The sequence below is a fragment of the Demequina phytophila genome (genome assembly GCF_000971135.1).
Taxonomy (GTDB): Bacteria; Actinomycetota; Actinomycetes; order Actinomycetales; family Demequinaceae; genus Demequina; species Demequina phytophila.
Genome location: NZ_BBLW01000004.1, coordinates 134130 through 147930 on the forward strand (window position 1 = coordinate 134130; position 13801 = coordinate 147930).

At 71.0% G+C, this 13801-nt stretch carries 9 protein-coding genes; 2 read left to right on the forward strand and 7 right to left on the reverse strand.

Features of this window, described 5'->3' with window-relative positions; genetic code table 11:
* Positions 1 to 208 precede the first annotated feature (208 nt).
* From AOM01_RS07575 to AOM01_RS07590, 4 genes are all read right to left on the reverse strand, one after another.
* Entirely contained in the window at positions 209 to 1105 is an 897-nt protein-coding gene (locus AOM01_RS07575; RefSeq protein ID WP_062291355.1) for a sugar ABC transporter permease, read from the reverse strand.
* Entirely contained in the window at positions 1105 to 2703 is a 1599-nt protein-coding gene (locus tag AOM01_RS07580) for an ABC transporter permease subunit (protein ID WP_062291358.1), read from the reverse strand. Before AOM01_RS07580 ends, AOM01_RS07575 begins: the two co-directional genes overlap by 1 nt.
* Before the next feature lie 97 nt (positions 2704 to 2800).
* Complete coding sequence (locus tag AOM01_RS07585) at positions 2801 to 4063, reverse strand: sugar ABC transporter substrate-binding protein (RefSeq protein WP_062291361.1); 1263 nt, start codon at positions 4061 to 4063, stop codon at positions 2801 to 2803.
* A gap of 161 nt (positions 4064 to 4224) precedes the next feature.
* Positions 4225 to 6261, reverse strand: a complete 2037-nt coding sequence (locus AOM01_RS07590) for a beta-galactosidase (RefSeq protein ID WP_062291364.1) — start codon at positions 6259 to 6261, stop codon at positions 4225 to 4227.
* Positions 6262 to 6586: 325 nt separating this feature from the next.
* On the opposite strand from AOM01_RS07590, the gene AOM01_RS07595 reads away from it, so the two are divergent.
* Together AOM01_RS07595 and glgB are read left to right on the forward strand one after the other, a co-directional pair.
* Positions 6587 to 8587 (forward strand): alpha-1,4-glucan--maltose-1-phosphate maltosyltransferase, encoded by a 2001-nt coding sequence (locus AOM01_RS07595; protein ID WP_062291366.1) that lies wholly within the window; start codon positions 6587 to 6589, stop codon positions 8585 to 8587.
* A 46-nt stretch (positions 8588 to 8633) separates the two neighbouring features.
* Positions 8634 to 10799 carry a 1,4-alpha-glucan branching protein GlgB gene (glgB, locus tag AOM01_RS07600; protein ID WP_062291370.1) on the forward strand — a complete coding sequence of 722 codons (2166 nt, stop codon included), beginning with the start codon at positions 8634 to 8636 and terminating at the stop codon, positions 10797 to 10799.
* Positions 10800 to 10935: 136 nt separating this feature from the next.
* Here glgB and AOM01_RS07605 read toward each other — a convergent pair whose 3' ends face one another.
* Genes AOM01_RS07605 through AOM01_RS07615 form a run of 3 tightly spaced genes read right to left on the reverse strand, consistent with a single transcriptional unit; the run spans position 10936 to position 13746 of the window.
* A complete protein-coding gene (locus AOM01_RS07605; RefSeq protein WP_062291373.1) occupies positions 10936 to 11814 on the reverse strand; it encodes a co-chaperone YbbN in 879 nt (292 codons plus the stop codon).
* A 22-nt stretch (positions 11815 to 11836) separates the two neighbouring features.
* On the reverse strand, positions 11837 to 12814 hold the full coding sequence (locus AOM01_RS07610; RefSeq protein WP_062291375.1) for a DUF8094 domain-containing protein: 978 nt from the start codon (positions 12812 to 12814) through the stop codon (positions 11837 to 11839).
* Positions 12811 to 13746, reverse strand: coding sequence for a hypothetical protein (locus tag AOM01_RS07615; RefSeq protein ID WP_156155891.1), 936 nt, complete (start codon positions 13744 to 13746; stop codon positions 12811 to 12813). Before AOM01_RS07615 ends, AOM01_RS07610 begins: the two co-directional genes overlap by 4 nt.
* Between the last annotated feature and the right edge of the window lie 55 nt (positions 13747 to 13801).

Genomic DNA, 13801 nt, shown 5'->3' on the forward strand with positions numbered 1-13801 from the left:
CCACCCGGCATCCCGGTCCTGCATGCAGGACGGACCACCCGGGAGCCCTGCATGCGGGGTCGATCGACCCGTATGCAGTATCGATCGCCGAGGCATCCGGCGGGCGCCCTGAGCCCGACCTGCAGCCTGTCTCCGCGCGGGCGGGCACGCGGAAACGGGGCCCGGGCGGCTCACGCCATCCCGGACCCCGTTCCTCGAGAAGGTGCGGTCAGCCCTTGACGGAGCCCGCGGTGAGGCCGCCCACGATGTAGCGCTGCAACGCCAGGAACAGCACCAGCACCGGGATCGCCGCGATGACGGTGCCCGCGGAGAAGATGCCCCAGCGCGCGGTCAGCTGGTCGGACACCCACTGGTACATGCCGACCGCGAGCGTCCAGTTGTCGTTCGACACGAGCACGATGCGGGCCAGGATGAAGTCGCCGAACGCGGAAACGAACGCGAGCAGGCCCACCACGGCGAGCACGGGGCGCACCAGGGGGATGATCATGCCCCAGAAGATCTGCGCGTGGCTCGCGCCGTCGATCTTGGCCGCCTCGTCCATCTCCATCGGGATGGAGTTGAAGAAGCCGTACATGAGGAACGTGTTCGCCCCGAGCGCGGTGCCCAGGTAGACGCAGATCAGCGCGATCTTCGAGTCGATGCCGAGCGCCGGCACCACCTCGCCGAGCGAGATGAGCAGCAGGAAGATCGCGACGAACGCGATGGTCTGCGGGAACATCTGCAGGATGAGCAGGCCGGTGAGCGAGCCGCGGCGACCCTTGAAGCGGAAGCGCGAGAACGCGTACGCGGCCGCGGCGCCCATGAGCACCGCGCCCACCGCCGCGGCAATGCCGATCACGAGGGTGTTGCCCACCCACGTCCAGAACAGGGTGTCGTTGAGCGCCTGGTAGTTGGCGAGGCTGAAGGAACTGAACAGCGTCTCGGTGCCGGACAGGCTGCCGCTCTCATCGAGCGATGCGGACAGCACGAACACCAGGGGGAACGCGGCGTAGAAGATGATGAGCGCCGCGAACGGGTACTTCCAGCCCACCTCGGCCCACCACCGCGAGCGACGGGTGGGCCTACGACGGGACGCCTTGCTGGCGGCGGGTGCCTGGGCGGTCATCAGAACTCCTCCAGCTTCTTGGTCTGGCGGAAGGCGATCGCGGAGACGATGCCGACCACCACGAACACGACGATCGAGAGCGCGGCCGCGAGGCCGTAGTCGGCTCGACCGCCCGCGACACCGGAGATCTGGTAGATCGCGGTGATGAGGATGTCGGTCGCGCCCAACGGCACGCTCGTGTCGTCGAACCGTGGCCCACCGTTGGTGAGCATGTAGATGATCGTGAAGTTGTTGAAGTTGAACGCGAACGACGCGATCGCGAGGGGCGCGGTCGACACGAGCAGCAGCGGGAACGTGATGGAGCGGAACTGGCGCCACCGGCCCGCGCCGTCGATCTGCGCGGCCTCCATGGTCTCGGAGGACAGCGACTGGAGCGCTCCGGTGCAGACGAGGAACCAGTACGGGAAGCTCAGCCACAGGTTCACGAACAGGATGGAGAACTTCGCCAGCCACGGGTCGCCCAGCCAGTTGATGTCCGCGCCGAAGAAGAACCACTTGTTGATGATGCCGAACTCGGGGTTGAGCATGCCGCGCCACAGCAACGCGGTGAGGAACGCGGGGAACGCGTACGGCAGGATGAACAGCGTGCGCAGCACCTTGCGGCCGCGGACCCGCTCGTCGTTGAAGACGAGCGCGAAGAGGAGTCCCAGCAGGAAGCTGGTGGCGACCGTGAGGAACGCGAACGCGAACGTCCACAGCGTGACGCGGATGAGGGGTTCGCGGTAGTCGGCGTCGGTGACGGCGCGCGTGAAGTTCTCGAAGCCCACGTTGACGTACCAGCCGGCCGGGAGGGTGCTGCCGTCGTCGCCGACGAACGTGCCGTACTCGTTCGCGGAGTAGACCACGCCCGAGTCGACGTCGGTGAGGGTCCGCGCATCGGCATCCCACTCCATGGAGGAACGGAAGACCTTGGCCGTGGAGCCCTCGCGGGTGCGCAGGGAGCCGTCATCGGCGTTGTCGGAGACGGGGACGCGGAGGTCGGTGACCTGCTGCGCCAGCTCCTGGTCGGACAGCAGCGCTCCCCGATCGACGATCTCCCAGCCGGCGACCTCGGTGGGCCGGCCGGACTCGTCGACGGAGCCGTCCACCGCGGTGAGCGGCTCCTCGGCGGTGCCGACCTCGACCACGCCGTCCTCGCTGATCGCGAAGCCGAGGGTGTCGCCGTCGCGGACCACGGCGAGCGGGTAGCTCGCGGATCCCTCGACCTCGCGCTCGGACTGGATGAGCGCCGCGTCGACGGCCTGCTCCATGGTGCCCTGGTGGCCGGCCCCGTAGTTGGTGGTCGCGACGTAGGCGGTGTAGCCCATCGCGAACACCTGGAAGACCAGCAGGAAGATGAGCCCGGGGTAGATGTACTTGAGCGGCAGCGCGCGCCGCGAGAAGTACACCCAGTCGGCGGCCACCAGGAAGATGGCCGAGGCGCCGAGGATGACCCACGCCTCCGCGTTCCAGGCCGCCATGATGCCCGCCACGCCCAGGGCGTTGACGATCATCATGAGCAGCAGCTTCACGATGAAGCCCCAGCCCAACCCGGTGAGGCCTCGCGCGAGCGAGTCCCTCTGGGGTGCCGGCGCCTTCTCGGCGGTGTCGATCGACATCTGCTCTCCCGTTCCCATCAGCTCCGCGGATCCCTGAGGGATCCGCCGGTGAGGGGCGGGACGCCTGCGGCGCCCCGCCCCGTCACGGATGACCTTCTCAGCCCTCGAGGGACGCGGTCAGGTCGGTGATCATCTTGTCCCAGGTCTTGACCGGGTCGGCACCCTTGATGATCTTGGCCTCGGCGGCGTTCCAGAAGTCCCACACCGAGCCCATCTCGGGGATGGAGGGCATCGGGACGCCCTGCTCGGCCGAGGCCTGGAAGCCCGCGATCGCGTCCGGGAACTGCGCCGACGAGGTGTCGACGCCCTCGAACGCGGGGAGGCGCGGGTCGGCGTCGTAGAGCGCCTGCATCGCGTCGGTGGTGGCGATGTAGTTGGTGAGGAACTCGTTCGCGAGGAGCGCGTTCTCCGACTGCGACGACACGTAGAAGCCCTGGACGCCCACGAACGGCGCGGCGGCCTCGCCACCGGCGCTCGGGACCGGGTTCACGGTGAAGTTGACGTCGGCGTAGTCGCCCAGCGCCCACGGGCCCGCGACGGTGTACGCGCACTTGCCCTTGTTGAACAGCGTGTTGTTGGTCGCGTAGTCGACCGTGGTCGAGAGGTGGCCCGCGCCCTTCTCGCCGTTCTCCGACAGCCAGGTCGCGAAGGCCTCGCCGGCCTCGCCGCCCATGCCGACCTCCGACGTGTACGAGCCACCCTCCTGGACGAACACGGGGGCGCCGAACGAGGTCTGGAACGGGTACATGGTGTAGCCGTCACCGGTCTCGCCGTTGACGTTGATGCAGAACGCGCGCTCCGCGCCGGACTCCTCGCCCGCGGCGATCATGTCGTCCCACGTGGCGGGCGCCTCGGTGCCGACCAGGTCGGTGTTCTGGATGAGGGCGACGGCCTCGGTGGAGTACGGCAGGCCGTAGACCTGGCCGTCGTAGGTCATCGCGTCGACGGCGACCTGCGAGAAGCTCGAGGCGCTCGCACCGAGGTCGACCGTGTTGACCACGCCGGCCTCGACGAGCGCGCCCAGCCAGTCGTGCGCGCCGATGGTGATGTCCGGGCCCTCGCCGGTGGGGACCTGGGCGAGGAAGTCCGCACGGATGTCCTCGAAGTTCTTCTGGACGAGCTCGACGGTCGCGCCGGTCTCCTCCTCGAAGGTCGCCGCGGCGGCCTCGATGGCGGGCTGGCGGTTCTCGTCCGTCCAGATCGTCAGGGTCAGGCCGGTCGCGTCGACGGCCGAGGAGGTCTCGGACGCCGCGGCCGACGGCTCGGTGCTGCTGGTCTCCTCGGTGGTGCCCGACGAGCACGCGGCGAGGAGGGCGACGGAGGTGGCCAGGACGGCGACCTTTCCGATCGTGTTACGCATGGTTGTTCCTTCCAGAGTGGGGCCACATTGCGCGCCTCTGGCGAGATCGCGTCTCTGCGACTGTTGGCTGCCGAATCACGGCTCACGGCGGGAGCCGTGGGTCCTCAGCTGTTGTCGTGGTCTGGGTTCGGGACCGGCGCAGCCCGGTCCGTCACCGCGGGTCAGACCGCTGCACCTCCGGACGTTCGCGAGGTGCGGACGACGGCGACGCCGCCTCCCGGCACCTCGAGCTCGCCATCGGTCTCGACACCCGTGAGCAGGTCGATGCCTGCCACGGGGAGTCGAGCTGCGTCGGTGCCGTGGTTGACGGCGACGACGAAGTCCTCAGCAGCGCCGTGCCGCGTCACGACCTCGAGGGTCTCGGGGTTGCCCGAGGCCTCGACGCCGGCGTCGGCGTAGACCGCGTCGAACACGGTCTTCAGCGCGTCCACGTCCAGGCGCGTGCCGATGTACCAGCCCACGCCCTTCCCGTGCTCGTTGCGGGTGATCGCGGGCAGGCCCGCGCCTGGCCCGGTCGCGTTCTCGGCGACCACCTCGGCGCCCGCGAGCGCGATGTGGTCCTGCCACACGTCGCTCGGGAGCTCGAGGTCCGCGCCTCCACGCGTCCATCGGACGGCCGCCGCGTCACCCTCGCGCAGCGGCAGGAACTCCTCGACCGTGAGGCCGAGCGCGTCCCGCAGCGGGGCGACGAAGCCGCCCTCGTGCACCGCGTCGTTCTCGTCGACGATCGCGGAGAAGAAGTTGACGAGCAGCGTGCCGCCCGCCTCCACGTAGCGCGTGAGGTTCGCGGCGGACGATGCGGTGAGCAGGTAGGACGCCGGCGCCACCACGAGCTTGTAGCGGGACAGGTCCTGCTCGGGGTGCGCGAAGTCGACCGCGACGTCGTCGCGCCACAGGCGCTCGTAGAAGGTGCGCATGCGCTCGCGGAACTGGACGTCGTCGGACGGACGCCACTCGAGGTCCTGCGCCCACAGCGACTCCCAGTCGTAGAGCACCGCGACGTCGGCCTCGACCACGGAGCCCTTGACCGGGGCCAGGTCGCCCAGGTGGCCGCCGAGCTCGACCACCTCGCGCCACAGGCGCGAGCCGGTGCCGGCGTGCGGCAGCATCGCCGAGTGGAACTTCTCCGCGCCGGAGCGGGAGGCGCGCCACTGGAAGAACATGATCGCGTCCGCGCCGCGGCCCAGGTGGGTGAGCGCGTTGCGGCGCATCTCCCCCGGGCGCTTCGCGATGTTGCGGCCCTGCCAGTTCACGGCGGAGGTGGAGTGCTCCATGAGGATCCACGGCTTGCCGCCCGCGACGGAGCGCGTGAGGTCGGCGGACAGCGCGAGGCCCACGTGCGCGTCGGGGTCGGGCGACCACAGGTAGTGGTCGTCGGACACGACGTCGACCAGCTCGGCCCACTTCCACAGGTCGGTGTTCCACGACTGGTGGGCCATGAAGTTGGTGGTGATGGGCTGCGAGGCGCGTGCGCGGATCGCGTCGCGCTCGATCACGAAGCACTCGCGCAGCTGGTCGTCGGTGAACCGCGCCCAGTCGAGCTTCATCGCGGGGTTCGCGATGGTGGGCGTCGCGGCCGGGGCGACCACGTGCTCCCAGTCGTCGTAGCGCTGCCCCCAGAACGCGGTGCCCCAGGCGGCGTTGAGCCCCTCGAGGGTGCCGTAGCGGGACTGCAGCCAGCGGCGCCAGGACGCGACGGCGCGCGGGCCGAAGTCCTCGGCGACGGGGACGCCGTACTCGTTGTGGACGTGCCACATCACCACGGCCGGGTGCGAGCCGTAGCGCTGCGCGAGCTCGCCCGCCATGCGTGCGATCGCCTCGCGGTACTCGGGTGCGGCGTGCGAGGCCATGCCGCGCGAGCCGAAGCCCATCACGGTGCCGTTCTTGTCCGTGACGCGCGCCTCGGGGTACTGGTGGAAGAACCAGGCGGGCGGCGACACCGACGGGGTGCCGAGGTCCGCGGCGATGCCGTTCGCGTGAAGCAGGTCGAGGAGGTCGTCCATCCACGCGAAGTCGTAGAGGCCCTCCTTGGGCTCGAGCATCGCCCAGGAGAAGATGCCGACGGACACGAGCGTGACGCCGGACTCGCGCATCAGGCGCACGTCCTCGTCCCACGTCTCGCGCGGCCACTGCTCGGGGTTGTAGTCGCCTCCGTAGGCGAGACCCTCGACGCTGGGCCAGCTGGCTGCTGCCGTCATGACACTCCTCCGGCCCCCGGAGGAGCCTTGCAAAACTGCGGCGGACCACGATGGCCGCCCGTACTGGGACCGTTCACAGTTGTACCCCGGCGAGGAGCACATCTCCAAATCGACCCGCGCGACGTCCCCCGCACAGCAGACGTCGTTATCGAACTGTGACCGCGCACAACCTCCCTTGGATGCAAGCGGTTACATCGACCGCGAGACACACCATACATCGTCTCGACCGGGACGCAAGAATCCGGCGGTCCCGGGTGGGCGCGGTCCGCGGCGCGCGGTACCCCGCCTGGTGCGCGACACCCCTCTTTACGAGTAGGTTCGGGACATGGCCCGCTCCCCTGAGACGTCCATCGGTCGCATCCCCGTCGTGGGGGTGGAGCCCTCGCTCGAGGAGGGCCGGTGGCCGGCCCGCGCGGTCGTGGGCGAGGCGGTCCCCATCACGGCCACCATCTTCCGCGAGGGTCACGACGCCGAGGGCGCCACCGTGGTCATCACCCGGCCGGACGGCCGCCACGAGCGCCTGCCGATGCCTCTCGACGACTGGGGCAACAGCCACTACCGGGCGGCCTTCATCCCCCGCCACGAGGGCCTCCATCACTTCCGCGTCGAGGCCTGGTCCAACCCCTTCGCCACGTGGCTCCACGCCGCGGAGGTCAAGATCCACGCGGGCGTCGACGTCCAGCTCATGCTCGACGAGGGCGTCGCCGTCCTCACCCGCGCGCTCACCGAGGTGCGGCACACGCCCGCCCGCAAGGCGCTGCTCGAGTCCGCGATCGCTTCCCTGCGCGACGGGGCCCTGGCCCCCGAGGCCCGCCTCGCCCCCGCATCGTCCCCCGAGCTCAAGGCGGCCCTCACCGCGGCGCCGCTGCGCGACGACGTGAGCTCCTCCCGCGAGTACCCGCTGCTCATCCAGCGCGAGAAGGCGCTGGTATCCGCGTGGTACGAGATCTTCCCGCGGTCCGAGGGCGCGCGCTTCAGCAAGCGCACGGGCGAGTGGCACTCCGGCACCTTCGCGACGGCGGCCAAGCGCCTGCCCGCGATCGCGGACATGGGCTTCGACGTGGTCTACCTCACGCCCATCCACCCGATCGGCCTCACGCACCGCAAGGGCCGCAACAACTCGCTCAAGGCGGAGCCGGGCGACCCGGGCAGCCCGTACGCGATCGGCGCGGCGGAGGGCGGGCACGACGCGATCCACCCGGACCTGGGGACGATGCGATCGTTCCGGGCCTTCGTCAAGGCGGCACGGGGGCTGGGGATGGAGGTGGCGCTCGACGTGGCGCTCCAGTGCTCCCCCGACCACCCGTGGGTGACGGAGCACCCCGAGTGGTTCACGCAGCGGCTCGACGGCACCATCGCGTACGCGGAGAACCCTCCCAAGAAGTACCAGGACATCTACCCGCTGAACTTCGACAACGACCCCGAGGGCATCTACCACGCGATCCGCGACATGCTCCAGGTGTGGATCGACGCGGGCGTCACGCTGTTCCGCGTCGACAACCCGCACACCAAGCCGCTGACCTTCTGGGAGCGGCTGCTGCGGGACATCGCGGAGCGCCACCCCGAGGTGATCTTCCTGTCCGAGGCCTTCACCCGGCCCGCGATGATGCACACGCTCGCGAAGATCGGCTTCCACCAGAGCTACACGTACTTCACGTGGCGCCAGAACGCCGAGGAGATGGGCGAGTACCTCGAGGAGGTCTCGGGCGACTCGTCGTTCTACATGCGCCCCAACTTCTGGCCCACGACGCACGACATCCTCACCCCGGACATGCAGCACGGCGGGCCCGCGCTGTACCGGATGCGCGCCGCGCTCGCCGCGACGGGCGCCCCGTCGTACGGCATCTACACGGGCTACGAGTTCGTGGAGAACGTGCCCCGGCCGGGCGTCGAGGAGCAGATCGACAACGAGAAGTACGAGTTCAAGGCGCGCGACTGGTCGGACGCCGACAGGTACGGCATCACGAGCCTGCTCACCACGCTCAACGCGACCCGCGCCAAGCACCCCGCGCTGCGGCGGCTGCGCGGCCTCCGCGTCCACCCCACCACCAACCCCGAGCTGCTGTGCTTCTCGCGCCACGTGCCGGCGGCGGAGTCGCCCACGGGCAGGGCGGACACCGTGATCGTGGTCGCGAGCTTCGACCCGCATCACGTGCAGTCCGGAGTGGTGACGCTCGACCTCGCCGCGATCGGCCTCGCCGACGACGCACGGCTCCTGGTCGACGACGTCGTGGGCGGCGCCACCTACACGTGGGGCAGGGACTTCTACGTCCGGCTCGACCCGGCCGTCTCGCTGATCCACGTCGCCGTGGTGAGGCCCGCATGACGTCCATCTCCGCCCGCCGCCAGGCTCACCTCGAGGGAAGGTCCTGATGCCCCGCCGATTCGATCCCGCCGTGCTCGCCGACATCGCCCGCGGCACGCACCACGATCCCCATGCGGTGCTGGGCCCGCACCCCGAGGACGGGGTGGTGGTGATCCGTGCGCTCCGCCCGCTCGCGGACGCCGTCGAGATCGAGACCCTGGAGGGGCGCTTCCCCGCGGAGCACACGCACCACGGCGTGTGGCTCGCGGAGCTTCCCGGCACCGAGATCCCCGACTACCGCGTGCACGCCACCTACGGCGACTCGACCACCGTGACCGACGACCCGTACCGGTTCCTGCCGCTGCTGGGCGAGCTCGACCTCCACCTCATCCGCGAGGGCCGCCACGAGCGCCTGTGGACCGTGCTGGGCGCGAACGTCAAGCGTCTCGACTCGGTGCTCGGCGAGGTCGTGGGCACCGACTTCGCGGTGTGGGCGCCCAACGCCCGTGCCGTGCGGGTGGTCGGCGACTTCAACCACTGGCAGGGCGCGGCCCACGCCATGCGCACGCTCGGCGCCTCGGGCATCTGGGAGCTGTTCATCCCGGGCGTCGCCGCGGGCACCGCGTACAAGTTCGAGATCCTCGACAAGAACGGCCACTGGCGCCAGAAGGCGGACCCGATGGCGCGCCGCACGGAGCTGCCGCCCGCGACGGCCTCGGTGGTCGAGGAGTCGTCCTACGACTGGGGCGACGGCGACTGGCTGGCCCACCGCGCATCGTCCCAGCCTCACCGCAGCGCCATGAGCGTGTACGAGGTCCACCTGGGCTCGTGGCGCCAGGGGCTCGGCTACGTCGAGCTCGCGCAGCAGCTCACGGAGTACGTGTCGGAGCTGGGCTTCACGCACGTGGAGTTCCTGCCGGTGATGGAGCACCCGTTCGGCGGGTCGTGGGGCTACCAGGTGTCGGGCTACTACGCCCCGACCGCGCGGTTCGGCTCCCCCGACGAGCTGAGGTACCTCATCGACACGCTTCACCAGGCCGGGATCGGCGTCCTCCTCGACTGGGTGCCCGGCCACTTCCCCAAGGACGAGTGGGCGCTGGGCCGCTTCGACGGCACCCCGCTGTACGAGCACCCGGACCCGCTGCGCGGCGAGCAGCCCGACTGGGGCACGTTCATCTTCGACTTCGGCCGCGCGGAGGTGCGCAACTTCCTGGTCGCGAACGCCGTCTACTGGCTGCAGGAGTTCCACGCGGACGGCCTGCGCGTCGACGCCGTCGCGTCGATGCTCTACCTCGACTACTCGCGCGAGGCCGGCCAGTGGCGCCCCAACGTCCACGGCGGCCGCGAGAACCTCGACGCGATCGCGTTCCTCCAGGAGGCCAACGCCACCGCGTACCGCAACGCGCCCGGCATCGTGATGATCGCCGAGGAGTCCACCGCGTGGCCGGGCGTGACCGCGCCCACCAGCGGCGGCGGCCTGGGCTTCGGGCTCAAGTGGAACATGGGCTGGATGAACGACACGCTGCGCTACATGGGCGAGGAGCCCGTGCACCGCTCGTACCACCACCACACCGTGACGTTCTCGCTGATGTACGCGTTCTCGGAGCACTACATGCTGCCGCTGTCGCACGACGAGGTGGTGCACGGCAAGGGTTCGCTGGTGGACCGCTTCCCCGGCGACCACTGGCAGAAGATGGCGCAGCTACGCGCGCTGCTGGCCTACCAGTGGACACACCCGGGCAAGACGCTGCTGTTCATGGGCTGCGAGTTCGGCCAGTACGCCGAGTGGTCGGAGGGCCGGTCGCTCGACTGGTGGCACCTCGAGGACCGCCTGCACGACGGCGTGCGCCGCATGCTCGGCGACCTCAACCGCCTCTACCGCGACACGCCGCCGCTGTTCGAGCGCGACTCCGACCCGGCCGGCTTCCGGTGGATCGATGCCGACGACACGCGCCGCAACACGCTCGCCTTCCTGAGGATGGACGATGCGGGGCGTCCCGTCGCGGTCGTCGTGAACTTCGCGGGCGTCCCCCACGAGAGGTATGCGCTGCCGCTGCCCGAGGCGGGCGGCTGGGACGAGGTGTTCAACACCGACTCCGAGGTCTACGGCGGCTCCGGCGTGGGCAACCTGGGCCACGTGGTCGCGGCGGAGAGGGCGATGCACGGCTTCCCCGCCGTCGCGGAGATCCGCGTCCCGCCCATGGGAGCGGTGATCCTGCGCCCGTCTGCGTAGCCGGCCCGGCCGCCCGTGCGGCTCTCCACACAAGAGATGCAACTCTGCACACTCCACCAGGGGCGATGTGTGCAGAGTTGCATCGTGTGACCGCTCACCAGGCGCTGGGTGTGTGGAGAGGCGCCCGCGGGAGGGATCAGTACAGCGCCGAGGCCAGCGCCTGACGCGCGCGCAGCACGCGCGGATCCGCGGGGTCGACCACCTCGAGCAGCTCGAGCAGGCGCGCGCGCACGCGATCCCGCTCGTCGCCCGCGGTCGCGCGCACCAGCTCGATCAGCCGGCCGAACGCATCGTCCAGCTGCCCGCCCAGCACGTCCATGTCCGCGACCGCGAGCTGCGCGTCGACGTCGGCGGGGGCGTCGGCCGCGGCGCGGCGCACGGCCGCGAGGTCCGCCGTCCGCGAGCGCGCCATGAGGCGCACCTGCGCGCGGCCGGCGCGCGCCTCGTGGTCCTTGGGGTTCTCGCGCAGCGCCTGGTCGAACGCCGCCTCGGCAGCGTCGAGGTCGCCTCGGTCGATCGCGTCATGCGCCGCCTGGTGCAGGGGAGGCAGCGGCGGCTCGGGGGCCTCCTCGCCCGCACCGGCGGGCGCCAGGCCCTCGGCCGCGCCCATCTGCCGTGCGGCCTCGACCACCTGTCCCATCACCTCGACGATCTGCTCGCGCGACGCGGCGCCCTGGAACAGCGGGGCGGGGCGGCCGCCGATGAGCGCCACCGCTGCGGGCACCGCGCGGATCTGGAACGCCTGCGCGATCGCGGGCTGCGCATCGACGTCGCACGCGGCCGCGTTGACGCCCGCGGACGCCGCGACCTCCTCGATGGTGCGCGCGAGCTCCTCGCTCTGCGGCGACGCCGCGGAGACGAACGCGATCACCACGGGCCGCTGCATCGACTGCTGCGCGAGCTCCTGGAACGCGGCCTCGTCGATGGTGGCGAGCCCGGACTCGGCGCGGCGGGACCGCGCGGCGAGCGCGCCCAGGTCCACGGCGCCGCGGAGGGCTGCGGGGGTGTCGGTCATGAGTCTCCTCGTCTCGCCGCGGCTACTGCGCCGCGACCTTGATCAGGTGGTGGTCGGCGGCGACGACGGCGGGCTTGCCCTCGCCGTTCGCCGGGATGTGGATGACCACCAGGTCGCGATACGTGTGGGTGACGCGGTCCTTGAGCTTGCCCTTGACCAGCGTCTTGTCCGCGTCGGAGATCGACACGGTCGCGCCGCCCTTGACGCGCAGCGAGGACCGGACCACGAGAGGCGCGAACACCAGCGCTCCCCCGTCGGCGGTCGCCATCGCGAACGTGTCCTCGAGCTGCGGCTGGATGGTGTCGACGTAGTCGCCGTCACCCTTCTTCGCCGCGGCCGTGAGCACCTTGCGCGCCGCGAACAGGCGCGCGCGGTACGTGTCGGCGGCGAACTCGTCGGCGACGTCGCTCTTGGGGCCCTTGCGCAGCAGCGTGACGTAGCTGGAGACCACCGCCTCGGGCGTGGGGTCCACCGCGTCCGAGTCGAGCGGCAGCTGGTTCGACCCGACCGCGGGCCCCGGCATCGCGGGCAGCGTCGCGCCGGGCACCATGTGCGCCCAGTCGACCAGCGCGTAGTCCGCGTCGATGCCGGTCTGCTCCCACAGGAGCACCACGGGCGTCGCGTCCTCGGGCGCCTCAGTCACGCCGACCATGATGCGAGGGAACACGCCCTCGGCGCTCACGTACACGGCCTGCTGCTGGGCGGGGAGCTCCTCGATCGCGGACTTGTCACCCGCCTTCGCGAGCTGGTACTGGACGCCGCGCACGGTCACCGCGGTGCCCTGGACGCGCTCGCCCAGGAGCGACGCGTCCTTGGCCTTGTCCGCGGCCTTCAGCTCCGCGAACGTGGCGGGCACGATCCGGTCGATCTGCGTCTGCGTGATCGCGGACGTCTCCTGCGCGGCGGGCGCCGCGACGGGCTCGGGCACCGCCGGCGTGCAGCCGGCGAGCAGCGCGATCCCGGCGAGCGCGGCGCCGGCGACTGCGGCCTGCCTCCTCATGCTCGCTCCTCTCGCTCGTCGGTGGGGTCGTCGTCGGGGCCGGCCGGCGCATCGTCCTCCTGCACCGGGACCTCGCCGGTGACGGGGTCGATCTCGCCGTCCACGATGGGGATGCCGCCCGAGGCGGTCATCGCCTCGCGGCGCTCGCGCCGCCCGCCGGGCGTGGCGGGCGCGGCCGGCTTGCGGCTGGCGACGGCGGTCTCGACCTTGGAGCCCGCACCGCGGTGATCGACCAGCAGCGACACCAGAGCGATCAGGCCCACGACGGCGAGCACGCCTCCCCACCACTTGAGCGGGGTCACCCAGCCGTCGTTGACGACCCGATCGATCTTCATCGACACGCCGGTGAGCGGCGAGCCGTCCGCCGACTCGGCGACGAGGGTGAGGCCCAGGTAGTCAGTCGAGATGTCGTCGGCGTCGAGCGTCAGCGTGCCGTCGCCCTCCCACGAGGCGCGCCAGATGTCGGCGATCTCGGCGGTGGACGATGCGGTGGCGTCGGGCGACGCCGATGCGGACGGCGTCGCGGAGGGCTCCGCGGACTCCGTCCCGGCGGTCGCGGACGCGTCCGCGGACGGGTCGGCGGATCCCGAGGCGGTGGGCTCGGGCGAGGCGGCCGCGCCGTCGAAGGGCTCGGTCGAGAGCTCCTCCCAGGTGGGGACGCCCGTCACCCGGGTGGCGTCGCGGGAGGCGGCCCACTCCTCGGCGTCGGACGTGCGGCCGGCGTACACGACGATCTCGCCGTCGCCCTCGACCGTCAGGGTGCCGCCGGGGGCCATGGCCACCATCTCGGGTCCGATGATCAGCACGGGGGTGGCGACAGCGGCGCTGGGCGTCCCGAAGGCCGCCGGGCGCATGGCATCGGCGATCAGGCCTCCGATGAGAAGGAGCAGCCCGAGCGCCCCCGCGATGAGCGCGGTGGTGCGCAAAGTCACGTGATTCTCCGTTCGTCTCGTTGTTCACTCTACGAGACATGCCCCGAACCCCGCT

Excerpts from the sequence above, each read along its gene's own strand:
- glgB (WP_062291370.1), top strand. The coding sequence starts at position 8,634 with ATGCCCCGCCGATTCGATCCCGCCGTGCTCGCCGACATCGCCCGCGGC.
- AOM01_RS07575 (WP_062291355.1), bottom strand. The coding sequence starts at position 1,105 with ATGACCGCCCAGGCACCCGCCGCCAGCAAGGCGTCCCGTCGTAGGCCC.
- AOM01_RS07590 (WP_062291364.1), bottom strand. The coding sequence starts at position 6,261 with ATGACGGCAGCAGCCAGCTGGCCCAGCGTCGAGGGTCTCGCCTACGGA.
- AOM01_RS07610 (WP_062291375.1), bottom strand. The coding sequence starts at position 12,814 with ATGAGGAGGCAGGCCGCAGTCGCCGGCGCCGCGCTCGCCGGGATCGCG.
- AOM01_RS07605 (WP_062291373.1), bottom strand. The coding sequence starts at position 11,814 with ATGACCGACACCCCCGCAGCCCTCCGCGGCGCCGTGGACCTGGGCGCG.
- AOM01_RS07595 (WP_062291366.1), top strand. The coding sequence starts at position 6,587 with ATGGCCCGCTCCCCTGAGACGTCCATCGGTCGCATCCCCGTCGTGGGG.
- AOM01_RS07580 (WP_062291358.1), bottom strand. The coding sequence starts at position 2,703 with ATGTCGATCGACACCGCCGAGAAGGCGCCGGCACCCCAGAGGGACTCG.
- AOM01_RS07585 (WP_062291361.1), bottom strand. The coding sequence starts at position 4,063 with ATGCGTAACACGATCGGAAAGGTCGCCGTCCTGGCCACCTCCGTCGCC.